The 26,246-nt window shown below is 72.2% G+C and carries 27 protein-coding genes; 15 read left to right on the forward strand and 12 right to left on the reverse strand.

The features are described from left to right. Nucleotides 1-7: 7 nt before the first annotated feature. Entirely contained in the window at nt 8-877 is an 870-nt protein-coding gene (locus AB0F61_RS10795; protein WP_357806814.1) for a PhzF family phenazine biosynthesis protein, read from the reverse strand. A gap of 33 nt (nt 878-910) precedes the next feature. Here AB0F61_RS10795 and AB0F61_RS10800 point away from each other — a divergent pair, with 33 nt between their 5' ends. From AB0F61_RS10800 to AB0F61_RS10810, 3 genes are all read left to right on the forward strand, one after another. Beyond that, on the forward strand, nt 911-2,197 hold the full coding sequence (locus AB0F61_RS10800; protein WP_357806817.1) for a CBS domain-containing protein: 1,287 nt from the start codon (nt 911-913) through the stop codon (nt 2,195-2,197). After that, on the forward strand, nt 2,190-2,840 hold the full coding sequence (locus AB0F61_RS10805) for a DUF1003 domain-containing protein (protein WP_357806819.1): 651 nt from the start codon (nt 2,190-2,192) through the stop codon (nt 2,838-2,840). Before AB0F61_RS10800 ends, AB0F61_RS10805 begins: the two co-directional genes overlap by 8 nt. Nucleotides 2,841-2,916: 76 nt before the next feature. Further along, nucleotides 2,917-4,065: an Mrp/NBP35 family ATP-binding protein gene (locus AB0F61_RS10810; RefSeq protein ID WP_357806821.1), complete on the forward strand. Its 1,149-nt coding sequence runs from the start codon at nt 2,917-2,919 to the stop codon at nt 4,063-4,065. A 236-nt stretch (nt 4,066-4,301) separates the two neighbouring features. Here the strand turns inward: AB0F61_RS10810 and AB0F61_RS10815 are convergent, their stop codons facing one another. Both AB0F61_RS10815 and AB0F61_RS10820 read right to left on the reverse strand, forming a co-directional pair. Next, nucleotides 4,302-4,724, reverse strand: a complete 423-nt coding sequence (locus AB0F61_RS10815; RefSeq protein ID WP_357806823.1) for a preprotein translocase subunit TatB — start codon at nt 4,722-4,724, stop codon at nt 4,302-4,304. Between the two features lie 75 nt (nt 4,725-4,799). After that, nucleotides 4,800-6,176: a trypsin-like peptidase domain-containing protein gene (locus AB0F61_RS10820; protein WP_357806826.1), complete on the reverse strand. Its 1,377-nt coding sequence runs from the start codon at nt 6,174-6,176 to the stop codon at nt 4,800-4,802. Between the two features lie 326 nt (nt 6,177-6,502). Here AB0F61_RS10820 and AB0F61_RS10825 point away from each other — a divergent pair, with 326 nt between their 5' ends. Next, a complete protein-coding gene (locus AB0F61_RS10825; protein WP_357807138.1) occupies nt 6,503-7,153 on the forward strand; it encodes an O-methyltransferase in 651 nt (216 codons plus the stop codon). A 7-nt stretch (nt 7,154-7,160) separates the two neighbouring features. Here the strand turns inward: AB0F61_RS10825 and AB0F61_RS10830 are convergent, their stop codons facing one another. Then, nucleotides 7,161-8,636 (reverse strand): M17 family metallopeptidase, encoded by a 1,476-nt coding sequence (locus AB0F61_RS10830; protein WP_357806829.1) that lies wholly within the window; start codon nt 8,634-8,636, stop codon nt 7,161-7,163. Nucleotides 8,637-8,780: 144 nt separating this feature from the next. Continuing rightward, nucleotides 8,781-8,948: a DUF3117 domain-containing protein gene (locus tag AB0F61_RS10835; protein WP_007455245.1), complete on the reverse strand. Its 168-nt coding sequence runs from the start codon at nt 8,946-8,948 to the stop codon at nt 8,781-8,783. 190 nt (nt 8,949-9,138) lie between these two features. On the opposite strand from AB0F61_RS10835, the gene AB0F61_RS10840 reads away from it, so the two are divergent. The 4 genes from AB0F61_RS10840 to AB0F61_RS10855 are packed head-to-tail and all read left to right on the forward strand — an operon-like array spanning nt 9,139 to nt 13,367. Beyond that, the gene (locus AB0F61_RS10840; protein ID WP_357806832.1) at nt 9,139-9,957 is read left to right on the forward strand and encodes a PaaX family transcriptional regulator C-terminal domain-containing protein; all 819 of its coding nucleotides are present in this window, start codon (nt 9,139-9,141) and stop codon (nt 9,955-9,957) included. Nucleotides 9,958-9,961: 4 nt separating this feature from the next. After that, nucleotides 9,962-10,753 (forward strand): enoyl-CoA hydratase-related protein, encoded by a 792-nt coding sequence (locus AB0F61_RS10845; RefSeq protein ID WP_357806835.1) that lies wholly within the window; start codon nt 9,962-9,964, stop codon nt 10,751-10,753. Nucleotides 10,754-10,812: 59 nt separating this feature from the next. Further along, nucleotides 10,813-12,111, forward strand: coding sequence for a DUF1800 domain-containing protein (locus tag AB0F61_RS10850; RefSeq protein ID WP_357806837.1), 1,299 nt, complete (start codon nt 10,813-10,815; stop codon nt 12,109-12,111). A gap of 14 nt (nt 12,112-12,125) precedes the next feature. Next, a complete protein-coding gene (locus tag AB0F61_RS10855; RefSeq protein ID WP_357806840.1) occupies nt 12,126-13,367 on the forward strand; it encodes a DUF1501 domain-containing protein in 1,242 nt (413 codons plus the stop codon). Here the strand turns inward: AB0F61_RS10855 and AB0F61_RS10860 are convergent. From AB0F61_RS10860 to AB0F61_RS10875, 4 genes are all read right to left on the reverse strand, one after another. Next, a complete protein-coding gene (locus AB0F61_RS10860) occupies nt 13,364-13,987 on the reverse strand; it encodes a hypothetical protein (RefSeq protein ID WP_357806843.1) in 624 nt (207 codons plus the stop codon). The genes AB0F61_RS10855 and AB0F61_RS10860 overlap by 4 nt on opposite strands. 13 nt (nt 13,988-14,000) lie before the next feature. Then, a complete protein-coding gene (locus AB0F61_RS10865; protein ID WP_357806845.1) occupies nt 14,001-14,582 on the reverse strand; it encodes a DNA-3-methyladenine glycosylase I in 582 nt (193 codons plus the stop codon). 74 nt (nt 14,583-14,656) lie between these two features. Continuing rightward, the gene (locus tag AB0F61_RS10870; protein ID WP_357415431.1) at nt 14,657-15,154 is read right to left on the reverse strand and encodes an SRPBCC family protein; all 498 of its coding nucleotides are present in this window, start codon (nt 15,152-15,154) and stop codon (nt 14,657-14,659) included. Continuing rightward, the gene (locus AB0F61_RS10875) at nt 15,151-15,807 is read right to left on the reverse strand and encodes a DivIVA domain-containing protein (RefSeq protein WP_357806847.1); all 657 of its coding nucleotides are present in this window, start codon (nt 15,805-15,807) and stop codon (nt 15,151-15,153) included. Before AB0F61_RS10875 ends, AB0F61_RS10870 begins: the two co-directional genes overlap by 4 nt. Nucleotides 15,808-15,960: 153 nt before the next feature. On the opposite strand from AB0F61_RS10875, the gene folP reads away from it, so the two are divergent. Continuing rightward, nucleotides 15,961-16,830, forward strand: a complete 870-nt coding sequence (folP, locus tag AB0F61_RS10880; protein WP_357806851.1) for a dihydropteroate synthase — start codon at nt 15,961-15,963, stop codon at nt 16,828-16,830. A gap of 67 nt (nt 16,831-16,897) precedes the next feature. Here the strand turns inward: folP and ndhC are convergent, their stop codons facing one another. Beyond that, nucleotides 16,898-17,275 carry an NADH-quinone oxidoreductase subunit A gene (gene ndhC / locus AB0F61_RS10885; RefSeq protein ID WP_088986508.1) on the reverse strand — a complete coding sequence of 126 codons (378 nt, stop codon included), beginning with the start codon at nt 17,273-17,275 and terminating at the stop codon, nt 16,898-16,900. 179 nt (nt 17,276-17,454) lie between these two features. Here ndhC and AB0F61_RS10890 point away from each other — a divergent pair, with 179 nt between their 5' ends. From AB0F61_RS10890 to AB0F61_RS10900, 3 genes are all read left to right on the forward strand, one after another. Continuing rightward, a complete protein-coding gene (locus AB0F61_RS10890; protein WP_357806853.1) occupies nt 17,455-18,858 on the forward strand; it encodes a hypothetical protein in 1,404 nt (467 codons plus the stop codon). A 296-nt stretch (nt 18,859-19,154) separates the two neighbouring features. Continuing rightward, the gene (locus AB0F61_RS10895) at nt 19,155-21,002 is read left to right on the forward strand and encodes a 2-oxoacid:acceptor oxidoreductase subunit alpha (protein WP_357806856.1); all 1,848 of its coding nucleotides are present in this window, start codon (nt 19,155-19,157) and stop codon (nt 21,000-21,002) included. Further along, complete coding sequence (locus AB0F61_RS10900; protein WP_357806860.1) at nt 20,995-22,029, forward strand: 2-oxoacid:ferredoxin oxidoreductase subunit beta; 1,035 nt, start codon at nt 20,995-20,997, stop codon at nt 22,027-22,029. The genes AB0F61_RS10895 and AB0F61_RS10900 overlap by 8 nt, the downstream gene beginning before the upstream one ends. 69 nt (nt 22,030-22,098) lie before the next feature. Here the strand turns inward: AB0F61_RS10900 and AB0F61_RS10905 are convergent, their stop codons facing one another. Further along, nucleotides 22,099-22,743: an NAD(P)H-dependent oxidoreductase gene (locus tag AB0F61_RS10905; protein WP_357806863.1), complete on the reverse strand. Its 645-nt coding sequence runs from the start codon at nt 22,741-22,743 to the stop codon at nt 22,099-22,101. A gap of 82 nt (nt 22,744-22,825) precedes the next feature. On the opposite strand from AB0F61_RS10905, the gene AB0F61_RS10910 reads away from it, so the two are divergent. Beyond that, nucleotides 22,826-23,305, forward strand: a complete 480-nt coding sequence (locus tag AB0F61_RS10910; protein WP_357806866.1) for a MarR family winged helix-turn-helix transcriptional regulator — start codon at nt 22,826-22,828, stop codon at nt 23,303-23,305. Nucleotides 23,306-23,323: 18 nt separating this feature from the next. Here AB0F61_RS10910 and AB0F61_RS10915 read toward each other — a convergent pair whose 3' ends face one another. Next, nucleotides 23,324-24,337, reverse strand: coding sequence for a potassium channel family protein (locus AB0F61_RS10915; protein ID WP_357806869.1), 1,014 nt, complete (start codon nt 24,335-24,337; stop codon nt 23,324-23,326). Between the two features lie 170 nt (nt 24,338-24,507). Here AB0F61_RS10915 and AB0F61_RS10920 point away from each other — a divergent pair, with 170 nt between their 5' ends. Both AB0F61_RS10920 and AB0F61_RS10925 read left to right on the forward strand, forming a co-directional pair. Further along, on the forward strand, nt 24,508-25,020 hold the full coding sequence (locus AB0F61_RS10920; RefSeq protein ID WP_357806872.1) for a SigE family RNA polymerase sigma factor: 513 nt from the start codon (nt 24,508-24,510) through the stop codon (nt 25,018-25,020). Nucleotides 25,021-25,031: 11 nt separating this feature from the next. Next, entirely contained in the window at nt 25,032-26,150 is a 1,119-nt protein-coding gene (locus AB0F61_RS10925) for a hypothetical protein (RefSeq protein WP_357806875.1), read from the forward strand. The last annotated feature ends 96 nt before the right edge of the window (nt 26,151-26,246 follow it).

Consider the following 26,246-nt stretch of genomic DNA (forward strand, 5'->3'; position numbering starts at 1 on the left):
CCCGCGCTCAACCCACGAAGGGCGGGACGGTGATCTCGCCCCGGGCCACCGGCATCACCTGACCGGCGACCGTCGCACCGACCGCCACCCCGTTCGCCGCGGTGACCGTGCAGGCCAGCGCGGAGGGGCGGTTCATCTCCACACCCTGACGCACCGAGTACCGGGACAGCCCCGCACCGGGCAGCAGCCCGCTCGCCACCAGCCAGACACCCAGGCCGAGCGCCGCCGAGCCGGTCGCCGGATCCTCCGGGACGCCCATCCCCGGCACGAACACCCGGGCGTGCGCGGTTTGCGCGGCCGCGTCCCAGGAGAAGACGCTGACCTGCGACACCCCGTACCGCTGCGCCGCCGCCGGCTCCATCCGGGCGCGGGCCACCGACTCCGGCCGCACCGGCAGGTACGGGAACTCCAGCCCGCAGCCCGCGACGCGGGGTGCCGGCCCGACGTGGTCGTCCGCGGTCAACCCGGCGATCTCCAGCAACGGCTCCGGGTCCAACTCCGGCCCGAGGGTCGGGGTGCCACCGGTAAGCGTCGCCCCGGTCGCGGTCACCTCGATCGGCAGCACCCCGGCTCCGCACTCCTGGGTGACCTGCCCCACATCGAACATGCCTCGCCGGCTCGCGGTGACCGCCGCGCCGACGCTCGGGTGCCCGGCGAACGGCAACTCCTCGACCGGGGTGAAGATCCTGGCCCGGTAGGTGGCACCGACCTGGGTCGGCGGCAGCACGAACACCGTCTCGGACAGGTTGAACTCCAGCGCGAGCGCCTGCATCTGCTCGGTGGCCAGCGCCTCCGCGCCGAACACCACGGCCAGCGGGTTGCCGGCGAAGGGGCGGTCGGTGAAGACGTCCACGATCTCGTAGGCCAAGGTCGACATGTTGATAAACACTAGGCGCTTAGGCTGGTGCCCGTGAGCACGCCGACCCGGGTCTACATCGCCCGTCTCGCCGGAGTCGCCGTCTTCGACCCGAACGGCGATCAGGTGGGCCGGGTCCGCGACGCCGTGGCCCGGCTCCGGGCGACCAAGCGACCCCCGGAGGTGGTGGGCCTCGTCGCCGAGATGCCGATGCGTCGCCGGATCTTCCTGTCCATCAACCGGATCACCTCCATCGACGCGGACGCCGTCGTGCTCGGGTCCGGCACCCTCAACCTGCGCCGCTTCGAGAAGCGGCCAAACGAGCTGCTGGTCCTCCAGGAACTACTCGACCGGCGGGTGCAACTCGACCCGGGCGGCCAGCCCGGCGCGGTAGTGGACGTCGCGATGGAGTGCACCCGGGGCGGTGAGTGGTCGCTGACCCGCGTCGCCGTACGCGAGCAGACCGGGCGGCTCACCCGCCGCGGGCACCTGCACCAGGTCGAGTGGGACCGGGTGCGCGGGCTCAGCGGCATCGCCGACAACCGGGGTACGGCGAATCTGCTCGCCGTCCTGGAGGACATGCGCCCCGCCGACCTGGCCAACGCGCTTCAGGATCTGCCCGACGCCCGGCGCAACGAGGTCGCTGCCGCGCTTGACGACGAGCGGCTGGCCGATGTGCTCAGCGAGTTGCCGGAGCACGACCAGGTGGAGATCCTCGCCGCCCTGGACCGGGAACGGGCCGCGGACGTGCTTGAGGAGATGGACCCGGACGACGCGGCCGACCTGCTCAACGAGCTGCCCCCACCGGAGCAGGACGTGCTGCTGGACCTGATGGAGCCGGACGAGGCCGACCCGGTGCGTCAGCTCCTGAAGTACACGCCCGGAACGGCGGGCAGTGTGATGACCTCGGAGCCGGTCATCCTGCCGCCGGACGCCACGGTCGCCGAGGCACTGGCCCGGATCCGGGAGCCGCAGCTCTCCCCCGCCGTCGCCGCCCAGGTCTTCGTGACCCGGGCGCCGCAGAACACCCCGACCGGCCGCTACCTGGGCATGGTCCACTTCCAGGCGCTGCTGCGCGAACCCCCGGCCGACCTGCTGGGCAAGGTGGTGGTCAACGACATCGACCCGCTGCGCCCCACCACGCCGCTGCCGGAGATCACCCGTCGGATGGCCACCTACGACCTGGTCGCCATGCCGGTGATCGACCGGAACAACCGGCTGGTCGGCGCCGTGACGGTCGACGACGTGCTGGACCACTCGCTGCCCCGGGACTGGCGCGACCGCGACGCCCTGGTCGCCCCGGGCACCACCGACACCGAGCTGGACGGCGCGGATGGCTGAGCAGCGGCGTACCGAACGGCTCGACCAGCCGCGCGAGCCCAGGGGCATCAAGCTGCCCCGGTTCGACGCGGAGGCGTTCGGCAGGTGGTCGGAGGGCATCGCCCGGGGCATGGGCACCGCGAACTTCATCGTCGTCATGACGGTGGTGATCACGATCTGGTTCGTCTGGAACACGGTGGCCCCGGCGGACCTGCGCTTCGACCCGTACACCTTCACGTTCCTGACCCTGGTGCTGTCGTTGCAGGCCAGCTACGCGGCGCCGCTGATCCTGCTGGCCCAGAACCGCCAGGCCGACCGGGACCGGGTGGCCCTGGAGGAGGACCGGCGGCGAGCCACCGCGCAGAAGGCGGACACCGAGTACCTGGCCCGGGAGATCGCGGCACTGCGGATCGCGCTTGGTGAGGTTGCGACACGTGACTTCCTCCGCTCCGAGCTGGCCCGGCTGGCCGAGGAGCTGGACGAGGCGGGGCAGCGCCGGCAACGGCTGGAGCGCCGCCAGCACGACAAGGACAGCCGGCAGGAGAAGCGGAGTCAGCGGCCGACCGACGGTGTCGGCCTGGACGAACCACGCGACGACCTGGACGGCGACTTCGCCCGGGACGCCCGCCCGGACGGCACCGGGCCGCGCCTGCCGGACGCCTGATCCGTGGGTCATCGATTGGCTCACACCGACCCGGGCAGCAGCGGCAGCGGATGCCCCGCGACGTAGCATTGCGGGCATGTCAGCACCCGTGAGCACCGTCGAGGACGCGATCCTGGCCGCCCTGGCCACCGTCAACGACCCGGAGATCCGCCGGCCCATCACCGAGCTGGGCATGGTCCGCTCCGCCACGATCGCTGCAAGCGGCGTCGTACGGGTCGAGCTGCTGCTCACCGTCGCCGGCTGCCCGCTCAAGGACAAGCTGCGTACGGACATCACCACAGCTGTCGCCGCGGTGCCCGGCGTGACCGGTGTGGAGATCGATTTTGGTGTGATGACCCCTGAGCAGCGGCAGTCGTTGCAGTCGCAGTTGCGCGGCGGGGGCGCCACCGAGGAGCCCGTCATTCCGTTCGCCCAGCCCGGCTCGCGCACCCGGGTGTACGCGGTGGCCAGCGGCAAGGGTGGCGTCGGCAAGTCGAGCGTGACGGTCAACCTGGCGGCGGCGCTCGCCGCCCGCGGGCTCTCCGTCGGCGTGGTCGACGCGGACATCTACGGCCACTCGGTGCCCCGGATGCTCGGCACGGAGGCGCGGCCCACCCGCGTCGAGGACATGATCATGCCGCCGCAGGCGCACGGCGTGAAGGTGATCTCCATCGGCATGTTCACCTCCGGCAACGCCGCTGTGGTGTGGCGCGGCCCGATGCTGCACCGGGCCTTGCAGCAGTTCCTGGCCGACGTCTACTGGGGCGACCTGGACGTGCTCCTGCTCGACCTGCCCCCGGGCACGGGTGACGTGGCCATCTCGCTTGCCCAGTTGCTGCCCAACTCGGAGATCCTGATCGTCACCACCCCACAGACCGCCGCCGCCGAGGTGGCCGAGCGGGCCGGTGCGATCGCCCTGCAGACCCACCAGCGGGTGGTTGGCGTCATCGAGAACATGTCCTGGCTGGAGCTGCCGGACGGCTCCCGGATGGAGATCTTCGGTGCCGGGGGTGGCACGGCCGTCGCCGAGTCGCTGAGCCGGACCATCGGCGCCCAGGTGCCGCTGCTCGGTCAGATCCCACTCGACACCCGGGTCCGCGAGGCCGGCGACGCGGGCAACCCGATCGTGCTCGCCGAGCCGGAGTCCCCGGCGGCGCAGGCCCTCGGGGCGGTCGCCGACCGGCTCGCGCTGCGCCGTGAGTCGCTGCTCGGCAAGCCGCTCGGCCTCAAGCCCGCCGGTCGCTGACCACCCGAGCACCGTCAGCCCGTCGGCCGTTGTTGGCCGGCGGGCTGAGTCGTGGCTGGTTTGGTCAACTCGGGTTTCCGGAAGTCGGCCCTTCAACCCGCGTCGAACACCGCGACTGTCAAAAACCCGAGTTGATCAGAGCCGACGCCGGGCTCAGGCGGGCACGATCCGGCCGAGTCCGGGCAGCGCGGGCACCAGCCGGTCAGGCCGGTCAGGGCGGTCAGGCTACGGGTCGCTCAGGTGGCGTCGTCGTAGCTGGCCCGAGGAGCCGGCGTCGAGGGAGTGCTGGTGGCCGTGCCGGGCCGGGTCCCGTTCGACCGCAGATCCGCGGCGCTGGCCACGTCCTTCAGGTCGTCGTGCACGCCGCTGACGTCCGCGCGCAGGTTGTCGTAGACACCCTGCAACGGCTTGCGGATCGCCGCCTCGTCCTCCTCGCTGAGGAGGTGCTTGCGGATGAAGGCCTTCGGGTGCAGGTCCTCCAACTGGATGTCGGTGCCCAGCTCACGGCTCAGGTCGCCGGTGGCGTTACGGGCCATGTTGCGCAGGTTGCGCACCAGCCGAAGGCCGTCGTTGATGACCGCGGGCAGCCGATCACCGAAGATCAGCAGCGCCAGGAGCAGCAGCGCCCCGATCTCCCACCAGTTAAGGTTCTCGAACATCCCGCTGGCCTCCTCTCCGCCTCAGCAGCAAGACTACGCACGTCGGACGGCGTTGGGGCAAGGGGTGAGCCATGTTCACTTCGCGTCCGCGGCGAGAGTTACCGAGGTGTTCTGCCGGGCGGAGCCCCGTCGAAACTCGACGGACACCACCGAGCCCGGCGCGAACTTGCGGACCAACGCGGTCAGGTCCGTCGGCTCGGTCATCGGCCGCCCATTGATCTTGAGGATGACGTCGCCGACCTTCAACCCGGCGCTGTCCGCCGGGCCGGACGGCTCCACCTCCGCCAGCCGCAGGCCACCCCCGACGACGCCGGTCGGGCCGTCCGCTCGGGCGCCGATCACCGTACGCCGGGCCTTGCCGGTGCCGATGATGTCCTGGGTCACCCGCTTGGCCTGGTTGATCGGGATGGCGAAGGCGAGCCCGATGTTGCCCGCCTCCTGCCCCTCGGCGACAAGTGACTTGATTGTCGAGTTCACCCCGACCACCCGTCCGGCGCCGTCGACCAACGGCCCGCCCGAGTTGCCGTGGTTGACGGCCGCGTCGGTCTGGATGGCCGCGTAGTAGCGGATCGGACCACCCGGCTCGCCGGCCTGCATCGTCCGGTCCAGGGCACTCACGATGCCGGCGGTGACCGTGTTGGCAAGCGACAGCGGCGAGCCGATGGCGAGCACCGGGTCACCGACGGCCAGGGCGTCGGAATCACCGAACTCCACAGGTCGCAGCCCGCTCCGACTCACCTTGATCACCGCGATGTCCGACTCGGGATCCTGACCGACGATTGTCGCCGGCGCGGTGGTGCCGTCGTTGAAGACCACCGAGGCCTTGCCGCTGCCGCCGGCCACCACATGGTCGTTGGTGATCACGTGGCCGTCGGCGGTGGCGATGAAGCCGGAGCCCTCGCTGGTCCCGCCGAGGCTGCTCACCCGGACGGTGACCACGCTGGGCAGGACACGTTCGGCGACACCCGCAAGCGACTCCGGCTTGCGCTGGGCCAGCGCCGGCGGCTCCGCCGGCGCACCGCCGAGCACCACCCCACCAGCCCCGCCGCGGACCGCGAACGCGTAGCCGAGCGCCCCACCGAGGGTGCCGGCCAGCAGCGCGGTGATCACGGGAATGAGCAAGAGGTGACGTAGCGTCGGCCGACCCGGCGCGTCCGGATCGGTGACCGGCTCGGGCTCGGAGCCGGCCGCCACCACCCCCGGCACCACCACCGCGGTCGGCGCCGCCGGGTCCCGCCAGGGATCGGCGAGCGCGTCCGACCACCAGGGCGACGCCCCGGCCGTGCCCGGCCCACCCGCGACCGGCGCCGGCCAACTCGGCGACGACCCCACGGGCTGCCCACCCGCCACGGGCGGCACCGGCGGGTACCCGGATGTCGGTACGCCGGCCGGCGGCACGACGGGCGTGCTGCCCGGTGGCACCACAGCAGGCGTGCTGCCGGCCCCCGGCATGGTTGGCGATCCCACCGGCGGGGCGTCTGCCCCGGGCGGTCGCGCCGGAGCCGGAGTCTCACCGCCCCGGCGCCAGTCCCAGCCGTCGGTCACGTCGGTGCCTCCCAGTCCGTCCCCGGATCCCGCGCCGCGTCGCCCGGCCACGGGCCGGTTTGGTCGCGGCTGACGGGATACCGCTTCCAGGATTGCACGGATGCCCGCTGTGGAGTCAGCGGTTGCCCCGGTGATCGCGTCGGGCGGAGGCGCGGCTGCGCCCCCTGGCGGTCGCCTCTACGCTCACAGTGCCAACCCGCCCCCGCACCACGCACCGCCCCCGGAGGTGCCCCATCGCCACGGTCGCCGGTACCGGCAGTTCGACGGCCCAGGCTCAGCAGTTCGCCGAGTCTTACGTCACCGAGGATCTCGTCCTGCGCACCGCCCGCAGCCTGGCCCTGGAGGTGGGCCTCGACGCGGTCACCCCCGGTGCGGGAGCCGCGTTGCGGCTGCTTGCCGCCGCCGGCAACGCCCGCGCGGTGGTGGAGATCGGCACCGGCACCGGAGTGAGCGGGGTCTGGCTGCTGCGCGGCATGCGCGCCGACGGTGTGCTCACCACCATCGACGTGGAGGTGGAGCATCAACGGATCGCCCGGCGGATCTTCGCCGAGGCGGGCTTCGCGGCCGGCCGTACGCGGATCATCACCGGTCGGGCGCTCGACGTGCTGCCCCGGCTCGCCGACGGCGCGTACGACCTGGTCTTCGTGGACGCGGAGGCGACCGGCTTCCACGCCTGTGTGGAAGCCGCGCTGCGGCTGTTGCGCCCGGGCGGCGTGCTCGCGCTCAACGGCGTGTTGGCCGGCGGCCGGATCGGTGACCCGGCCGCCCGGGACGCGGAGACGGTGACGGTCCGCGAGACGATCAAAGCGGTCCGGGAGTCGGAGCACTGGATCCCCGCGCTGCTTCCGGTCGGGCACGGGGTGCTCGCCGCGGTGAAGTGCTGACCGGTGCTCAGTCGACGCTTGCCAGCCAACGCAGCAACCACCGAACGCCCCAACCGGTGGCACCGCGACTGACCTCGGCCTGGTCGCCGTCCGCCCAGGACGGGGCCGACATGTCCAGGTGCAGCCAGCGGTCCCGCAGTTCGCCGGTGAACTCGCGCAGGTAGAGCGCGGCCAGCACCGAGCCGGCGCCTTGTGCCGGCGCGCTGTAGAGGTCGGCGATGTCGCTGCCCAGGTACTCGGCGTAGTCGTTGTGCAGCGGCATCCGCCAGGCCGACTCGCCGGCCGCCTCGGTCGCGGCCAGCACGTCAGCGGCCAGTTTGTCGTTCTCGCTGTACAGGGCGGCGGTGCGCTTGCCCAGCGCCACGGCGTTGGCGCCGGTGAGGGTGGCCAGGTCGAGCAGCAGGTCCGGTTTGAGTTGCCGCACCGCGTACGCCAGGGCGTCGGCGAGGACCAGTCGGCCCTCGGCGTCGGAGTTGGTGGTCTCGCTGGTCGTTCCGCCGTAGTGCCGGACCACGTCGCCGGGGCGGAACGCCGAGCCGCTGACCATGTTCTCGGCGAGCGGGGCGAGCGTGGTGATCCGGACCGGCAGCCGCAGGGCGGCGGCGCCGAGGGTGGCGGCGACGACCGCGGCCGCGCCGGCCATGTCCTTGCGCATCAGTTTCATCGCCGGCACCGGCTTGATCGAGATGCCGCCGGTGTCGAAGGTGATGCCCTTGCCGACAAGCACCACGTGGGTACGCGCGTCGGCGGGGTGCCAGTCCAACTCGACCAGCCGGGGGCCACTGGCCGAGCCACCGCCCACGGCGAGGATCCCGCCGAAGCCCTCGGCGGCCAGCTCGTCCGGGCCGCGGACCCGCAGTCGCAGGTCCGGCAGGTCGGCCGCGGCGGACGCCACCTGGTCGGCGAACCACTGCGGGGTCTTCACCGAGGAGGGGGTGTTGGTCAGGTCACGGGCGAGGTGGGTCATCGCCGCGGTGGTCCGGGCCGTGGTGACGGTGGCCTCGAACGTGGCCGGGTCGGCGAGCAGCAGGTCGACGCCGGTGAGCGTCGGTGCGTCGCCGGCCTGGGTCAGCCGGTACCGGTACGGGGCGAGCAGCAGCCCCTCGGTCAGTCCGCGCACTGCCGCCGGCGTCAGCTCGGCCGGCAACGCGATGGTGATATGCGTCTCATCCGCCGCGGAGCGGGCCAGGGCCGCGCCGGCCGTCCGCCAGGCCGCCTCGCCACCGTCGCCGATGCCGAGCAGCAGGAGCCGGCCGGGGGTACGTCCGGGGCGCAACTGGGTGTGGATCTCGCCAGCTCGGCCGTTCAGCCGGGCCGCCGACACCAGCGCGGCTGCCTCGTCGGCCGTGCCGTCCGGCGGGGCCGCGGCGGTCGACACCGGCTCGGCCGGGGCGTCACCTCCCGCTGCCGGATCGGCGGGGCGGACAGGCAGGACGAGGACGTCGAGCCGGTCGGGCTCGGCGATCAGACGGATGGCGAGCACGCGGAACCGTACCTCCAGGAATGTCGCGGAGCGGAACTCAGCCCGCCTGCCCGCAGTGATGAAGACCCTGAGCCACCGGCGATACCGGTGGCTCAGGGTCGAAGAACGCTCCGGGCGGTGGAAGCCGCCCGGACCACTCCTTACTCAGCCGGCCGCCGCCTTCAACGCGTCACCGAGCGCGTTGGCCTCGTCGGGAGTCATCTCGACGACGAGCCGGCCACCGCCCTCCAGCGGGACCCGCATGACGATGCCCCGCCCCTCCTTGGTGACTTCCAGCGGACCGTCGCCCGTCCGCGGCTTCATCGCCGCCATGTTGTCTCCCCTCAGACCTACACCAGGGTCGGTGGGTTGCCCCACAGCCACTTCGTCACGACCACCCGCAACGGTCGCGGGGGTGTCGACTGACGATTTTCCCTGATGAACACCGCCGGACCCAAACCGGAGCAGCATTGATGTAACAGCATCTAGCTTATCTTGAGAAGGCCTGTCACAATGTGCGGTCATGCAGGCACGGTCGGCACTCTTCGACCTGTACGGCGACCACCTCCGGCCGAGGGGTGGCCGTGCACCGGTTGCTGCCCTGGTCAAACTGCTGGCGCCGCTGGGAATCGCACCGCCAGCCGTTCGCACCGCCGTGTCCCGGATGGTGCGTCAGGGCTGGCTCGAACCGCTCCGGTTGATCTCCGGACCGGGATATTCGATCACACCGAAAGCCGCCCGGCGACTCGACGAGGCGGCCTCCCGGATCTACCGGACCGGCCGGGTCACCTGGGACGGCCGGTTCGATCTGCTGGTGTTGGAGGCCCCCGGCTCCCGACGGGACCGGCAGCGGCTCGCCGCGAACCTGAGCTTCCTCGGCTACGGCACGCTCGACGAGCAGACCTGGGTCGCCACCCGGCCCGCCGAGGACGTCGACCTGATCCTGGCCGAGGCCGGCATCCGGTTCGAACGGTTCACCGCCTCGCACTTCGCGGGCACCCCAGGTGCCATGGGCGTGGTCCGGCGAGCCTGGAACCTGACCGAGATCGGCCGCGCCTATGAGCAGTTCGTCGCGGACCAGCGCCCACTCCTCTCCGCCGTCACCGTGCGCAGCAGCGACGAGGAGGCGTACGCGACCCGGTTCCGGCTGGTGCACGCGTGGCGTACGTTCCTCTTCCGGGACCCGCAGCTGCCTCCGGCGCTGCTGCCCGAACGCTGGCCCGGCACCGCCGCGGCCAGTTTCTTCGACCGGCACGCGGCCCGCCTGCGTCCGGCCGCGGACCGGTACGTCGAACAGTGCCTCGACGCCGGCAACCGCCTCGTTCGACAGAAGGGTCGTTAGACACGTGACCGAGCCGCTGCTTGTCGACCGGACCGACGCCGTCGTCACCCTCACGCTGAACCGGGCGAACGCGATGAACGCGCTCGACGTGGCGCTGAAGGAGGCGCTGCGGGACACCCTGGCGGAGCTGGAGACCGACCGGTCCTGCCGGGCGGTCGTGCTGGCCGGGGCGGGCGGGTCGTTCAGCGCCGGTCAGGACCTGCGCGAGCACGTGTCGACGCTGGAAAACTCCGCAAGCGATCCCCTGGGTACCGTGCGGGCGCACTACAACCCGATCGCCGCCCGGCTCGCCAACCTGCCCAAGCCGGTGGTCGCCGCGGTCCGTGGAATGGCCGCCGGCGCGGGCGCGTCGCTTGCCTTCCTCGCCGACATCCGCATCGGTGGCCCGAGCACCAGTTTCCTGATGGCCTTCGCCAAGGTCGGCCTCGCCGCCGACACCGGCGCCTCCTGGACCCTGCCCCGGCTGGTCGGCCACGCCAAGGCGGTGGAGCTGCTGATGCTGGCCGAGCCCGTCCGCGCCGAGGAGGCCTGCCGGATCGGCCTGCTCAACCGCCTGGTCGACGACGACGAGCTGGTGTTGCCAACCGCCCAGGAGCTGGCCGCCCGCCTCGCCGCCGGCCCGACTGTCGCCTACGGGGCGATCAAGCGGCAGCTCTCCATCGCCGACGCCGGCACTCTCGCCGACGCCCTCGCGGCCGAGGCGCAGGCCCAGTCGATCTGCGGTGCCACCGCCGACCACCGGGCAGCCACGTTCGCCTTCGTCGGCAAGCAGAAACCGGTCTTCGAGGGACGCTGAACGCGATTCGCACGCCGCCCTTACCGTCCTCGAACACTCACCGCCTAGCGTCGCCCGGTATGAGCGATCGTGAAGCGGTGGCGCATCTGCTGCGCCGGGCCACCTTCGGGCCGACCGCAGACGAGGTGGACGCCGCCGAGCGGGCCGGACCGGCGGCCACCCTGGACAACCTGCTCACCCCCACCCGCAGCGACCGTGGCGCGGCGGCCACCCCGCCGCCGGTGCTGGCCCCGGACCCGTACGCCCGGCTGACCGGCGAATCCACCCGAGAGCAGCGACAGCAGGCCAACGCGGAGCGGCGCAAGCAGCTCCAACAGGTCACCGCCTGGTGGCTGGACCGGATGGTGGCCGCCGAGGACGGGCTGACCGAGAAGCTGCTCTTCTTCTGGCACGGGCACTGGGCGACAAGCGCGCAGAAGGTCAAGTCGGCCCGGGTGATGCAGGGCCAACTGGACACGCTGCGCCGGCACGGACGTGGGCCACTGGCCCCACTTGTCGCCGCGATGGTGCGCGACCCCGCCCTGATCCTCTGGTTGGACGGGCAGAAGAACACCCGGAAGGCCCCGAACGAGAACCTGGCCCGCGAGCTGATGGAGTTGTTCACCCTCGGCATCGGCGCCTACTCCGAGGCGGACGTGAAGGCCGGCGCACGCGCCCTGACGGGCTGGGTGGTCGACAGGCGTACCGGGGTGGCCCGCTTCGAAGCCAAGCGGCACGACCCCGGAGAGAAGACCATCCTCGGGCAGAGCGGCCGGTTCGACGCCGAGGCGTACGCCGGGCTGCTGGCCGCCCAACCCGCGGCGGCGACGTTCGTGGCCGGGCGGCTCTGGTTCCGCTACGCCGGCACGGAGGTCCCGGCACCGGAGGGCCTGGCCGGCGCGGACACCGTCGCGACTCTGCGGGCGATCCTCTCGGCGCCGGCCTTCGCCCAGACCCGGGGCACGCTCGTCAAGCAGCCGGTGGAATGGCTTGTCGGCGCGCTGCGACAGCTCGGCATCCGACCCTCGGCACTGCCCGAGCAGCAACACAAACAACTGCTGGCCGGCCTGAACGCGCTGGACCAGGTGCCGCTGCGACCGCCGAGCGTGGGCGGCTGGCCGGCCGGGGCCGCCTGGCTGACCACCTCGTCGTTGCAGGCCCGGCTGCGGACGGCCGGAATGCTCGCCGCCGCGGTGAATCCCGCGGTGCTGGCCCGGCTGACCGCCGCTCCCGCCGCCGGACGGCCGGACGCGCTGGCCCGGTTGCTCGTGGTCGACGGCTGGAGCGCGCGTACCCGCACCGCGCTCACCCCGCTGGCCGGCGAGCCCCGCAAGCTGCTGGCCGCCGGCCTGGTCAGCCCCGAATACACAGTCAGCTGAGCGGAGGAGTCGACATGGACACCCAGACCCGACGCAGGTTCCTGCTGACCAGCGGGGTGGTCGGCGCGGGCGCGCTGGCCGCCGGCGCCGGCGCGTACCGCCTGCGGGACCTGCTGGACACCAGCGGCGACCGCGATCCACAGGCTCGCACGCTGGTGCTGGTGACCCTCTACGGCGGCAACGACGGGCTGAACACGGTCATCCCGTACGCCGATCCGGCCTACCGGGCGGCCCGTCCCGAGCTGGCCTACCCGGACGGGGAGGTGCTGCGGTTGGACGACGGCTTCGGCCTCAACCCGGCACTGGCCGGCCTGCACCAGCGCTGGTCCGGCGGTGGCCTGGCGATCGTGCGCGGAGTCGGCTACCCGAAGCCGGACCGCAGCCACTTCCGGTCGATGGACATCTGGCACACCGCGCAGCCGGACCGGCCCGGCAACACCGGTTGGCTGGGTCGTTGGCTGGACTCCGCCGGCGGCGACCCCCGGCTGGCGGTCTCCTTCGAGCCGGCGCTGCCGCCGCTGCTGGCCGGGGCGCGGAGCGCGGGTGCCGCCGTGCCGGTGAGCGACCGGAAGGCCGCCAAGGGACTGCCCGCCGAGACACTTGGCGCGCTCGCCGCCGCCGAGGCGGGTGAGTCGGCGGCCCGGGGCCGGGCCGCCGCCTGCTTCGCCGATCTGCGGTCGGTGGACGAGATGATCCGCCAGGTACGCGACTCGGCCGACCCGGACGCGGCAGAGCAGGACGGCGAGCAGGCACCCGCGACGGCGACCGGCGGCGCGCGCACCCCGCTGGACGCGCAGTTGGACCTGGTCGCACAGTGCGTCGAGGCGGGAGTGTCCACCCGGGCCTTCTCGGTGTCGCTCGGCGGCTTCGACACGCACGCCGACGAGAAGCAGTTGCAGGCCGTCCTTCTGGGTCAGCTCGACCGGGCGCTCACCGGGTTCGCCGACCGGATGAGTCGCACCGAGGCGGGCCGGAAGGTGGTGGTGGCCGTCTACTCCGAGTTCGGCCGCCGCGTCCGGGCCAACGCCTCGGACGGCACCGACCACGGCACCGCCTCGGACCTGCTGCTGCTGGGCGGCGGCGTACGTGGCGGCTGGCACGGTGCGCCGCCGAGCCTCACCGATCTCGACGACGGCGACCTGAAATACACGACCGATTTCCGCGATGTCTACGCCACGCTGCTGGAGCGGGTGCTGGACACCGACCCGGGCCCGATCCTCGCCGACTGGCGGGGACGAGTGGACAAACTCTTCTAGTCGTCCTCTTCCGGGTCCTGGTTGGCCTGCTCGCCCAAAACGAACGCCTGCATGGCCAGCTCGTCGTCGGACGGCGAGACGAAGGCGGGCAGCTCACGAGGGCCCAGCTCCTGCACGTAGGACCAGAAGAGCCGGACCGCCTCGGCCCGCGTGCCGGCCTCGATCGGCAGGTCGAGGCTGACCAGCCAGGTGCGCCGTGCCGGGGGCGGGCCGAGCTGGTCGGCAAGCGCCCGGAAGGCCGCCGGCTCCAGCGCGGTGACCGGCCCGTCGAGCGTCAGCAGGTCGGCCGGCACCGGCTCGTCGAAGGCCCGCCGGGTGTACGCCACGACGACGGTCCCCGGCTCGACCGGGGACTGCGGGTCGTCCGGGTCTTCGCGGTGGCGCTGACCCGGCCCGGTGACCCGGCCGAGCGCGACAAGCCGCGGCGGCGCGTCGACAAGCACCGCCACCTGGTCTCCCGGGCCCGGCAGGGTGATGTCCGCCAGCCCGGTCAGCTCCAGCGTGTCGTGGTGCACGAGCCGCTCGGCCTCGTACCGCTCGGCTGGCAGCAGCACGGCCCAGGCGCCCACGCCGTCGGCACGGCCGGATTCGCCGGCCCGGTACGCCGTCTCGGTCGTCATGTCAGCCATCCCATCATGTCGCCGGTGGGAGGGTGACGTGACAGCCGACGATGTGATCGTCGACCATGCCGGTGGCCTGCATCAGCGCGTAGGCGGTGGTCGGGCCGACGAACCGGAAGCCGCGCTTCTTGAGCGCCTTGGCCATCGCCGTCGACTCCGGCGTGATCGGCGCCAGCTCGGCGAACGAGGTGGGGCGGGTCGGCCGGGGCTCCGGTGCGAAGGACCAGAGCAGCGCGGACAGCCCCTCCGGCACCTCCATAGCGGCGCGGGCATTGGCGACCGCGGCCTCGATCTTGGCCCGGTTGCGGACGATGCCGGCGTCGGCCAACAGCCGGGTCACGTCGGCGTCGGAGTATCCGGCGACGGTCGGGATGTGGAACTCGTCGAAGGCCAACCGGAACGCCGGACGTTTGCGCAGGATGGTCAGCCAGGACAACCCGGACTGGAACGCCTCGAGCGTCATCCGCTCGTAGAGCGCGTCGTCGCCGCGCAGCGGCCGCCCCCACTCGGTGTCGTGGTAGACGGCGTAGTCGGGGGTGCTCGACCCCCAGGCGCAGCGAGGCAGCCCGTCGGCACCGATCACCAGGTCAGTCACGTCGTACACGCTAGGGCATCGCTCCGACAGCCCATCGCCACCGGCACCGGGCGGGCAGCCGGCGCCGGGCGCGCTCAGGGCAGACGGCCCTGCTCGACCAGCCGGGCGAACCTCTTCAGCGCCTGGGTGAGGCCGAGCTTGGAGCCGGGCCAGAGCACCGGCCACGCCAGTCGACCGGCCCGGCCGCCCGGCAGGTGGAACCACTCGTGCCAGACGACCTGGGTGCGGTCCCGACCCAGTTGGGTGCAGCGCAGCACACCCGGGCCGCGCAGCAACTGGCCGTAGTGCACCACGCCGATCTCGTACGGCTCGTCGACCCGGACCACCCGCATCTCGTCGCGCAGCACGGCCCGGCCGAGCGCGGTCACCGCCTCGACGCGGCTGCCCTCGCGCCCGTCGCCCTCGACCACGCGTACACGGGTGAACGGGATCCAGTCGGACTGACGGTCCCAGGCGAGCAGGGCGGCGAAGACCCGTTCGGCGGGAGCGTCGACGATCACCGTGGCGGTTACCTCACCAGCACCGGGTTGGGCGGCCTCACGAAGATCGTCGGCGCCCCCCGGACCGGTCACGCCGACTCCGACCGAACCGTCGCGCCGTGCTGCCCGGTGCCGTCGGCGGGTGCGCCGTCGGTCTGTTCAGAATCGGCCGCCGCGCCACTGGACACGACGGCCGGCGCCACGCCGTCGGAATCGGCCGCTGACGAGGTGGCGGCGGGCAGCGGGTCCGCGCTTGTCGAGCCGACCGGGGCGGCCCCGGAGCCGGCCTCGTCGGCCGGCGACCCGGCCGCGACATCGGACTTCGCCGCGTCGGACTCGGCCGTGTCGGACTTCGCCGCGTCGGCCGCGTCCGGGCTCGTCGCCCTGCTGGCGGACTGTTCACGGGCGTCGCGCAGCACGTCCGCGTCGTCGGTGCGGCCCTCACGCAACGCGGTGACCTCCGCCTCCAGTACGCCGATCAGCTCAGACTTGTAGCCGATGTCGTAGGCGGCACGGCGCATCGCCTGATCGACCTGGGCCATCCGGTACCCGCGCAACCCGGTGTCGAAACGGACCGCGCCCACGTCGGATTCACGCAATGGCCGGGTGCCCGGCAACGCCACGGCCTGCGAATCCGGCTCGGCCGGCACCAGACCGGGATCGCGGCCGCTGACCAGCACCGTCACGCCGAAAATCACCGCCGCGACCGTCAACGCCACGACCAGGAGGAGCAGAAGCTGACCCATGTACTGATCGTGGCACGGCAGCCGGCCGGGAGCGACCCCGCCACCCGTCCCGATCGCGATCCGTACCGACGCCGCCCGGAGTCGCGGTCGGGCCACCGACTAGCGTCGGGGACGGCCGACGCGGCGGCGACGGCAGACTCTCAGGAGGCGGGCATGGCCGGGGCGCTTCGGCTGGGCGGGCGCACGTTCGCCCCCGACGAGCTGGTGGTGATGGCGATCGTCAACCGCACCCCGGACTCGTTCTTCGACAGGGGGGCCACCTACGCCGCGGACAGCGCCCTGCGCGCGGTGGAGCGGGCCGTGACCGAGGGCGCGGCGATCATCGACATCGGCGGGGTCAAGGCCGGCCCCGGCGCGGAGGTGGACGTCGCCGAGGAGATCCGCCGCACGGTGGACACCATCGCCGCCGTCCGGGCCGCGTTCCCAGCGGTGGTGATCTCCATCGACACCTGGCGGGCCGAGGTGGCGACGGAAGCAGTGGCCGCCGGCGCCGACCTGCTCAACGACACCTGGTCGGGTGCCGACCCCACCCTGGCCCGGGTGGCCGCGCAGACCGGCGCGGGCCTGGTCTGCTCGCACGCCGGCGGCCTGGTCCCACGGACCCGGCCGCACCGGGCCGCCTTCACCGACGTGGTCACCGACGTGGTCGCGACCGTGACCGGGCTCGCCGAGCGAGCGGTGGCGGCCGGGGTACGCCCCGACGGCATCCTCATCGACCCGGCACACGACTTCGGCAAGAACACCCGGCACTCCCTGGAGATCACCCGCCGACTGGGCGAGCTGACCGACACCGGCTGGCCGGTGCTGGTGGCGCTCTCCAACAAGGACTTCATCGGTGAGTCGCTGGACCTGCCGGTGCCCGACCGGCTGGAGGGGACGCTCGCCGCCACGGCGGTCTCGGCCTGGCTGGGCGCCCGGGTGTTCCGGGCCCACCAGGTCGGCCCGACCCGCCGGGTGCTGGACATGGTGGCCTCGATCCGGGGCGACCGCCCACCGTCGGCGACCCGCCGCGGCCTGGCTTGACCGGTCGTCGCCGGGACCGACCGTCAACGGCCGGGTTGACCGGCCCGATCGCCGGAGGCGGTGACGCTCAGGTCCAGCGGAGGATGTTCCTACGCCAGGCGTAGAGGATGCCGAGCGCGAGCACCGCCACGAACACCGCCATCTCCACCACCGTCACCAGGCCGAAGCCCGGCCGGTCGAAGACCACCGCCCAGGGGAAGAGGAACACCGCCTCGACCGCGAACAGCACGTACAGGTACGCGTAGACGTAGTAGCGGATCTGCATCTGAGCCCAGTCCGCGCCCACCGGGTCCAGCCCGCACTCGTAGCTGGCCCGCTTGCCGGGCGGATCGGCCGGACGGGCGGGGCGTAACACCCGGTTGGCCGAGAACGCCGTAACAAAGAACAGAACGCTGGCGAGCAGCAAGAGCCCGAGCGTCGCGTACGAGCCCAGGTATCCGGTCACAGTCCGGAGCCTACCGTCCGCCCGGGAGGGCCGTCCCAAACACGTTACGGATTTGTTTCCAGATGGGACTAGTGCGCCGGGGCAACTGTTGCCGAATATTGGACACCCACCCATGTACCGGAGGACAGATGGCCCGCCTGAAGGCATCGCCCGGTAAGCGGGCGGAGGGGCGGCACCCCATGTCCCTGCTGGGGACCTCACTCGCGCTCGGTCTGCTCGTGGCGCTCGCCGTGGGGCCGGCCTGGGCCAGCGCGGCAACGCCGGACGCGGACCCGGTCGTGGCGCTCACCGACCCGGTCAGCGAACCCGGAGGTGAGCCCGGGGGTGAGCCCGGGACCAGCCCAACGGACGAGCCGCCCCCGACCGAGGAGCCGGGCGGGTCTCCGGAGCCGACCAACCCGGCGCCGGAGACCACCGCGCCGCCGCCGGAGACGCCACCGGCACCGGAGACCACCGCGCCGGAGGTGCCGCCGGCACCGAGCAACAGCGCGCCCGCGCCGGGCGGACCACCCACACCGGCGCCCCCGCTGCCGCCGGCGCCTCCGGCCCCGCCGGTCCGCCCGCCCGCCCCGGGTCCGGAGGCGCCGCCGCCGAATCCGCTCGGTGTGCAGGTCACCACCCAGGACGTCACGCTCCCCAAGGCGTACTGGAACGCGGCCAGCACGGCCGCCACCCTGCAGGTCACCATCAACAACACAGGCACGACAGCGCAACGGATCCGGCTCTCGTACACGCTGCCGGCCGGGCTGACCGATGCCGGGACGAAGGGCTGCGCCGCCGCCGGTGGGGGCGCGTACCACTGTGGGGCCTGGACGGCCGGGGCCGGCGTCCGGTTCAGCGCTCTGCTCCGTCTGCGGGTCGACGGCTCCGCGTGGCGGAAGATGCCCCTCGCCGGTTCCGTCCAGGTCGTCGCGGACGCGCCGGGAGTGCCCGGGGAAGCGGTAGACGACCAGGGTTTCGCGGTGCTCTTCCCGCCCGGTCCGCCGGTGCCCGGGATAACGCTGGCCGCCGACGAGGTCGCCTTCGACATCAGTGGCGCCGCCAGCGCCCTCACGCTCCGGCTGGGCAACACCGGCACGGTGGACGCCGACGGCCGGGTGGAGGTCGTCCTGCCGGCCGGGGTGACAGTGCCCACCCCGCCGCCCGGTTGTGTGGCTGTCGACCCGACCCGGACCCGCTGCGACGCGGGCACGGTGGCGGCGGGCCGGACCACCGAGTTGCGACTGCCGGTGGAGGCGACGCCGCAGGCCCAGAGGGAAGCGCCGTTGTCCGGAGCGGTGATCGGCCAACTCGACCCACGCAGCGGCGCGACCCGGCAGGTGCAGATGAGTTTCCGGATCACCGCGGCGGCGGCGCTGGCCACGCCGGTGGTCTCACCGCCCGCACCGACCGGCTCCCAGGGTGTGCTCCCCGGGGGTGCCGCCGCCGACGACGACGGGACGACCTCGGTGCGGCGTACCGCGATCATCCTGATCGTGGTCTCCGCGCTGCTGGTGGTGCTGGCTCTCGCGCTGGCCATCATCTCGCTGCGCCGCCGGCTCTCCGGCCCGGCGCCCGAGCCGGCGCCCCGTACCGCCGAGTGATCGACGAGCGACCCCGGACCGCTGGTGTTCGGGGTCGCCGGAGTGGACCCGTGGTGATCTGAATTACGGCGGGCGGGGTATAAGGGCGCAAAGACGGGCATTTCCCCGCCTAATCCGGTCCCAGTCGGCGGACCTCCGGCGCTGGTTAGGACTCCCTTAGACGTAGGCTCTGAGATGAGGTACGACAGCGACCGGACCAGCCTGGGGCGGTGCGGTGAAACGTCGCGTCAAGGAGGTTCGGTGGCCGGGCAAGGCGAGGTTTTGCGAGCCCCGCAGTCGCGAACGAAGGTGGGACAGTGACCAAGCAGATCCGTCAACTCGACCGGGTGGTCATCCGGTTCGCCGGTGACTCCGGCGACGGCATGCAGTTGACCGGCGACCGGTTCACCTCGGAGACGGCGCAGCTCGGCAACGACATCTCCACGCTGCCCAACTTCCCCGCCGAGATCCGGGCTCCCGCCGGCACCCTGCCCGGTGTGTCGAGCTTCCAGGTGCACTTCGCCGACTACGACATCCTCACCCCGGGCGACGCGCCGAACGTGCTGGTGGCGATGAACCCGGCGGCCCTCAAGGCCAACCTGGCCGACCTGCCGCGCGGCGCGGACATCATCGTCAACACCGACGAGTTCACCAAGCGCAACCTCGCCAAGGTCGGCTACCAGGCCAGCCCGTTGGACGACGACTCGCTGGCCGGCTACGTCGTGCACCCGGTGGCGCTGACCTCGATGACTGTCGGCGCGCTCGCCGACTACCAGGTGTCCAAGAAGGACGCCGAGCGGTCGAAGAACATGTTCGCCCTCGGGCTGCTCTCCTGGATGTATTCGCGGCCCTACGAGTCCACGCTGCGCTTCCTGGAGCGCAAGTTCGCCTCCCGTCCGGAGCTTGTCGCGGCGAACGTCGCCGCCTTCCGGGCCGGCTGGAACTTCGGCGAGACGACCGAGGACTTCGCGGTCCGCTACGAGGTCAAGCCGGCGAAGATGAAGCCCGGCACCTACCGCAACATCACCGGCAACGCGGCGCTGTCGTTGGGGCTGGTCGCCGCCGGGGTCCGCTCCGGGCTGCCGGTCTTCCTCGGCGCGTACCCGATCACGCCCGCGTCGGACATCCTGCACGAGCTGAGCAAGCACAAGCGCTTCGGCGTCACCACGGTGCAGGCCGAGGACGAGATCGCCGCGGTCGGCGCGGCGCTTGGCGCGTCGTACGGCGGGTCGCTCGGCGTGACCACCACCAGCGGCCCCGGTGTGGCGCTCAAGAGCGAGACGATCTCCCTCGCGGTGGCGCTGGAGCTGCCGCTGGTGATCGTGGACGTGCAGCGCGCCGGCCCGTCGACAGGCATGCCGACCAAGACCGAGCAGGCCGACCTCAACATGGCGCTCTACGGCCGGCACGGCGAGGCCCCGGTCGCGGTGATCGCGCCCCGGTCGCCGTCGGACTGCTTCTTCGCGGCGCTGGAGGCGGCCCGGATCGCGCTCACCTACCGCACGCCGGTGATCCTGCTGTCCGACAACTACGTCGCGAACGGTTCGGAGCCGTGGCTGCTGCCCGACGTGGAGTCGCTGCCCGACCTGCGGGTCGAGTTCGCCACCGAGCCCAACGGCGAGGACGGCACCACCTTCCTGCCCTACCTGCGTGATCCGGAGACCCTGGCCCGGCCGTGGGCCATCCCCGGCACCGCAGGCCTGGAGCACCGGATCGGTGGCCTGGAGAAGGCCGACAAGACCGGCGACATCTCCTACGACCCGGCCAACCACGACTTCATGGTGCGCACCCGGGCCGCCCGGATCGAGGCGATCCCGGTGCCGGACATCGAGGTGGAGGACCCGGACGGCGACGCCCGGGTGCTGGTCCTCGGCTGGGGCTCGACGTACGGCCCGATCGGCGCGGCGTGTCGCGGCGTGCGCCAGCGTGGGCTGTCCATCGCCCAGGCGCACCTGCGGCACCTGGCCCCGATGCCGGCCAATCTCGGTGCGGTGCTGCGCTCGTACGACAAGGTGGTCATCCCGGAGATGAACCTGGGCCAGCTCGCCCACGTCATCCGGGCCCGCTACCTGGTCGACGCGATCAGCTACAACCAGGTCCGCGGCCTGCCGTTCACGGCCGCCGAGCTGGAGACGACGCTGGAAGAGGTGCTGAAGAATGTCTGAGCCCATCGCCCTCAAGCTCACCGCCAAGGACTTCAAGTCCGACCAGGAGGTGCGCTGGTGCCCGGGCTGCGGTGACTACGCGATCCTCGCGGCCATTCAGCAGTTCATGCCGGAGTTGAACATCCCCCGCGAGCGGACCGTCTTCGTCTCCGGGATCGGCTGCTCGTCGCGCTTCCCGTACTACATGAACACGTACGGGATGCACTCGATCCACGGCCGCGCCCCGGCGATCGCGACCGGCCTGTCGGTGTCCCGGCCGGACCTGTCGGTCTGGGTGGTCACCGGCGACGGTGACGCGCTTTCCATCGGCGGCAACCACCTGATCCACGCACTCCGCCGCAACGTCAACCTCAAGATCCTGCTGTTCAACAACCGGATCTACGGTCTGACCAAGGGGCAGTATTCTCCGACGTCCGAGGTCGGCAAGATCACCAAGTCGACTCCGGCCGGCTCGGCGGACGCCCCGTTCAACCCGCTCTCGCTCGCCCTCGGCGCGGAGGCCAGCTTCGTCGGCCGGACCATCGACTCCGACCGCAAGCACCTCCAGTCGGTGCTGCGGGCCGCCGCCGAGCACGAGGGTTCGGCGTTCGTGGAGATCTACCAGAACTGCAACATCTTCAACGATGGGGCGTTCGAGCAGCTCAAGGACCCGTCCACGCGGGACGACTACCTGATCCGCCTGGAGCACGGGCAGCCGATCACCTTCGGCGCCGACGGGCAGTTCTGCGTGGTGCACCCGCCGGGCGGCTTCGGCCTGGAGGTCCGGGAGACCAGCTCGGTCCGCCCGGAGGAGATCGTCGTGCACGACGCCACGGTGGCCGACCCGGCGTACGCCTTCGCGCTGTCCCGGCTGCCCGGCCTGGACCTGCGCAACACGCCGATCGGGGTGTTCCGCTCGGTGGACCGACCGTCCTACGACAGTGTGGTGCAGGGTCAGCTCGCGGCCGCCAAGGCGACTGTCACCGAGACTCCCGAGCAGCAGCTCGCCGGCCTGCTGTCCAGCGGCGACACCTGGACGATCCTCTGATCCGACAGCGTTGACGAGAGCGGCCGTCCCCGTACCGGGGGCGGCCGCTTTCCTCGTACCGGCACTGCCTCAGCGCTGGGCGGAGGCCGGCGTCCAGAGGTTGTCGATCTCCTTCTCGGTCGCCGCGAGACTCGCCTCGTGCAGCGGGATCAGCTCGGCCATCGCCGGCACCGAAGGCGCCAGGGTCAACTCGGTGCTGATAAAGCGCGGCTCCAGGCCGGTCAACGACAGGCCGTGCGGGAGCCACGGCTCAGCGTGGTCCCAGCCGTTGCGCGGGGTGCCCTCGCCGTAGCCGCCGCCCCGGGTGGCCAGCACCACGAACTGACGCTCACCGAGCAGGCCCTGCTGGGTCGTCGGGTCGTACGCCAGCCCCGGCACGATCAGGTGGTCGACCCAGGACTTGACGCTGCTGGGCGCGCCGTAGTTGTAGAGCGGCAGGCCGAGCAGCACCACGTCGGCCTGCTTCACCTCGTCGACCAGCCGCTCGCTGAGTTCCCAGGATTCGCGCTGGGCCGGGGTGTGCTGGTCCGGCGGCGTCATCCGAGCCAGGCCGCTCGCCGCGTCGAGGTGCGGCAGCGGATCCGCGCCGAGGTCCCGGTAGGTCACGGTGCCGTCCGGGTGGGCCGCACGCCAGGTGGCGACGGCGCGGGCGGTGAGCCGACGGCTGACCGACCAGTCACCCCGAATGCTTGAGTCGATATGCAGCAGATGCATTATTCCTCCTCCAAGGATCGTCTGTGCAGCACCAACTATTTATAGCAGGCCGATGTTCCACCTGGTCGGTAGACTGGGTCACATGTCCGCCCCGTCGCCTGACCCCTCGGAGCACCGCTCGGGCGCGCTGCTGGACCATCTGGCCCGGCGGATGCGGCTGCGGTCGGAGTCGGTGCTGGCGCCGCTGGGCCTACGGCCGCGGCATCTGGTCGCGCTCACCGTGCTGCGCGCCGGCGGTGGCACCAGCCAACAGGCGCTCGCCACCATCCTGGAAATGGACAGCACCAACATTGTCGGGCTGCTCAACGACCTGGAAGCGGAGCAGTTGATCGAGCGTCGACGCTCACCGGAGGACCGACGCCGACACGTCGTCGAACTCACCGAAGACGGTGCGAAACGCCTCAGCGAGGCCGAATGCGCCCTCGCCGGAGCCGAGGACGAGGTGCTGGGAGCACTTGCTCCCAGCGAGCGGGAAACGCTCTACGAGCTGCTCCGGCGGGCGTCCGCCACGACGCCGGTGAACTGCACCGAGGCGATCTGCGCCGCCGACGAGACCTGCTGACGCCGCACGGCGCGACGGTCAGGCGGTCGTCGCCGACTGCGGACGATCGTCGCGGACATGCACGAGCATGTCGCCGGTCTCGATCACCGCGCCGGCCCGGTCGGCCAGGGTGACCACCTTGCCCCGCCGCACCAGGGCGATCACCAACGAGTCCAGCTCGCGTGGCGAGCGACCCACCTCGTCCCGCTCCGCCGAGCGCATCGCCAGCGCCATGCCCTGACCCGGAGTGAGCAGATCCTCCACCACGTCGATCAGCGGCGGGGCCGAGGTGGACAGGCCGAGCAGCCGGCCCGCCGTGGCCGAGGAGACGATCACGTGGTGCGCGCCGCTCTGCTTGAGCAGCGGCGCGTTCTCCGCCTCCCGCGCCGCCGCGATGATTCGGACCTGCCCGGCGGTGAGCTGCCGTACGGTAAGCGCGACAAGGACCGACGCGTCGTCGCTGTCGGTCGCGATGATCACGGCCTTCGCGTTCTTGACATGCGCCTCGTTCAGCACCGACGAACGGGTCGCCGAGCCCTCGATCGCCACCAGACCGGCGGAGGTGGCCTGCCGCAGCGCGGCGGCGCTGCGCTCCACCACCACGATCCGCGACCGGTCCAGACCGTTCTCCAACAGGGCGGAGACTGCGCTGCGCCCCTTGGTGCCGTAGCCGCAGATGATGACGTGGTCCTTCACGCTTCTCCTCCACCGCGACAGGCGACGGCCGGTCCGGTACTGCTCGGTCAGGACTTCCAGGGTGGTGCCAACCAGGATGATCAGGAAGATCACTCGGGCCGGGGTGATGAAGAGGACGTTCACCAGCCGGGCCGACGGCGCGGCCGGCGTGATGTCGCCGTAGCCGGTCGTGGAGAGCGACACGACCGCGTAGTAGAAGCAGTCGAGCAGGGTCAGGCCGTCCTCGTTGACGTCACGGTAGCCCTCCCGGCCCAGATAGACCGCGGTGACCACGGCGAAGACCAGGCCCAGGGCTGCGGCGAGCCGCAGGCTCAGCGCGCTCAGCGGACCCCGGCGCTGCGCGGGAAAATGGATCACCGTCGAACCTGCCCCGTCACCGTCGCCTGCACGAGCACAACATAGCGGGTACGCCGTCCCCGGCACGTCCGGGTTGCGCGGCGCGGACAACCGGCACCCCTCCCGCACCCGACTACCTGATGACAACGACGAACCGGTGCAGGCCGGCAGACGGAGGGGGCACGACCCTCGTGACGACCAGCGGCGGACGGCGAGCCGAGGCCGACGACGACTACACCGAGTACGTCCGATCCCGGATGGTCCAGTGGCGACGGACCGCCTACCTGATGTGCGGGGACTGGGACCGGGGCGACGACATCCTGCAACGCGTGCTCACCGAGCTGTACCGCTCCTGGGCGCGACTGCGACAGGCCGACCACCTGGACGCGGTGGTCCGCACCATGCTGCTGCGGCGGCTGATCGACGAACGGCGGCTGCGCTGGGCCCGGGTCCGGCTCGGCACCGCGCTGCCCGACGTGTCGACGACCGCCGCCGACCCGACCGACCGGATCACCCTGGTCGGCGCGCTGCGGCAGGTGCCACCGCGCCAGCGGGCGGCGCTGGTCCTGCGCTACTTCCAGGACCTCAGCGTCGAGGAGACCGCCCGGGCCATGGGCTGCTCGACGGGGACCGTCAAGAGCCAGACCGCCAAGGGGCTGGCCACCCTGCGCACCCTGCTCACCCCCAGCCTGACCGGCAACTGAGAGGAGCGACGATGCTTGACGAACACCAGATAGGCGACCTGATGCTGGCCGAGATCGAATCGGCCGAGCAGCCCTCCGCGGTGTTGGACGTGGACCGGGCGATGACCACCGCGCGGCGGCAACGCCGCCTTGCCCAGGGAGCCGGCGCCGCGCTGCTGGCGGTGGCGCTGACCGTCGGCGGGCTCACCGTCCCCGACCTGCTCACTGCTGACCGCCCGTCGGAAAGGGCCCCGATCGGCGCCGCCGCCGGCGAGGGCCGGACCGGGCTACCGGCCGCGCTCACCACCGTCGACCCCCAGCGGGTGTACGTCCGGTTCGGCTGGCTGCCGGACGGGTTGCGGCATCGCCAGTACCAGGCCGGGCTGCTCCTTCCCGGCTACGGGGTGCACCTGGGTGCCAACAACGGCCGCAGCGACGACCAACGGCAGTTCGTGGCGGTCTCGCTCCTCCCGAAGGGCGTGCAGCCGTCGGCACCCCAGCGGGACAGCGCGGAGCCCGCCGTGGCCGGTGACACCGTCGCCGGCCCCACGCTGAACGGCGGGCCCAGTGTCTTCGCCAACTACTCCGGTGCCGAGACTCCGGAGGCGATCCTGCGCTGGCGGTATGCCCCGGACGGCTGGGCGCAGGTCCGGGTGGTCGGGACCGGGCTGGACGTACGCGCCACGGCGACGCAGGTCGCCCAGTCACTGCGCTTTGGGGCCGACCCCGTCCCGATGCCGGCGACGGTGGCGGGCGTGCCGGCCGACCTACGGCTGATCACCGTCAACGTGAGCGAGTCACGTGACGAGCCCAACTCCTGGGACGTCGGGTGGACCTGGACCCGGGAGCCGGCCACCGCCGACCCCGGCCGACAACGCGCCCGTACCTTGGCAGTGGTCGTCTCCCGCTACCGCAACGTCACCGACCCGGCCGACAAGTTGTTCGTCAACCCGAACACCACGCTGGACGGGCACCGGGCCCGGTTCCTCAGCGGAGACGGCAACGAGTCGCTCATCGTCTACGACGTCAACGGGGCGAACGTGTCGATCGACGACAGCGGTCTGCTTCCCACCGGTGGGACCCGGGCGCTGTTCCCGGCGATCACGCTGGTGGCCGAGCCGGTCTCCTGGCACAGCCACCTGCACCAATGAGGGCCCCGGGCCCGCGCCGCTCGACGGCGCGGGCCCGGATGGGTCGGCCCGGACGGCCGGGGACGGGCATGATGAGGGTGTTCCCGACGACGACCG

This window comes from Micromonospora sp. NPDC023888, from assembly GCF_040639415.1.
Lineage (GTDB): Bacteria > Actinomycetota > Actinomycetes > Mycobacteriales > Micromonosporaceae > Micromonospora.

Coding starts and splice junctions, on each gene's coding strand:
- AB0F61_RS10795 (WP_357806814.1), bottom strand. CDS start 877: ATGTCGACCTTGGCCTACGAGATCGTGGACGTCTTCACCGACCGCCCC.
- AB0F61_RS10805 (WP_357806819.1), top strand. CDS start 2,190: ATGGCTGAGCAGCGGCGTACCGAACGGCTCGACCAGCCGCGCGAGCCC.
- AB0F61_RS10810 (WP_357806821.1), top strand. CDS start 2,917: ATGTCAGCACCCGTGAGCACCGTCGAGGACGCGATCCTGGCCGCCCTG.
- AB0F61_RS10815 (WP_357806823.1), bottom strand. CDS start 4,724: ATGTTCGAGAACCTTAACTGGTGGGAGATCGGGGCGCTGCTGCTCCTG.
- AB0F61_RS10820 (WP_357806826.1), bottom strand. CDS start 6,176: ATGCCGGGGGCCGGCAGCACGCCTGCTGTGGTGCCACCGGGCAGCACG.
- AB0F61_RS10835 (WP_007455245.1), bottom strand. CDS start 8,948: ATGGCGGCGATGAAGCCGCGGACGGGCGACGGTCCGCTGGAAGTCACC.
- AB0F61_RS10840 (WP_357806832.1), top strand. CDS start 9,139: ATGCAGGCACGGTCGGCACTCTTCGACCTGTACGGCGACCACCTCCGG.
- AB0F61_RS10850 (WP_357806837.1), top strand. CDS start 10,813: ATGAGCGATCGTGAAGCGGTGGCGCATCTGCTGCGCCGGGCCACCTTC.
- AB0F61_RS10855 (WP_357806840.1), top strand. CDS start 12,126: ATGGACACCCAGACCCGACGCAGGTTCCTGCTGACCAGCGGGGTGGTC.
- AB0F61_RS10860 (WP_357806843.1), bottom strand. CDS start 13,987: ATGACGACCGAGACGGCGTACCGGGCCGGCGAATCCGGCCGTGCCGAC.
- AB0F61_RS10875 (WP_357806847.1), bottom strand. CDS start 15,807: ATGGGTCAGCTTCTGCTCCTCCTGGTCGTGGCGTTGACGGTCGCGGCG.
- folP (WP_357806851.1), top strand. CDS start 15,961: ATGGCCGGGGCGCTTCGGCTGGGCGGGCGCACGTTCGCCCCCGACGAG.
- AB0F61_RS10890 (WP_357806853.1), top strand. CDS start 17,455: ATGTCCCTGCTGGGGACCTCACTCGCGCTCGGTCTGCTCGTGGCGCTC.
- AB0F61_RS10900 (WP_357806860.1), top strand. CDS start 20,995: ATGTCTGAGCCCATCGCCCTCAAGCTCACCGCCAAGGACTTCAAGTCC.
- AB0F61_RS10905 (WP_357806863.1), bottom strand. CDS start 22,743: ATGCATCTGCTGCATATCGACTCAAGCATTCGGGGTGACTGGTCGGTC.
- AB0F61_RS10910 (WP_357806866.1), top strand. CDS start 22,826: ATGTCCGCCCCGTCGCCTGACCCCTCGGAGCACCGCTCGGGCGCGCTG.
- AB0F61_RS10925 (WP_357806875.1), top strand. CDS start 25,032: ATGCTTGACGAACACCAGATAGGCGACCTGATGCTGGCCGAGATCGAA.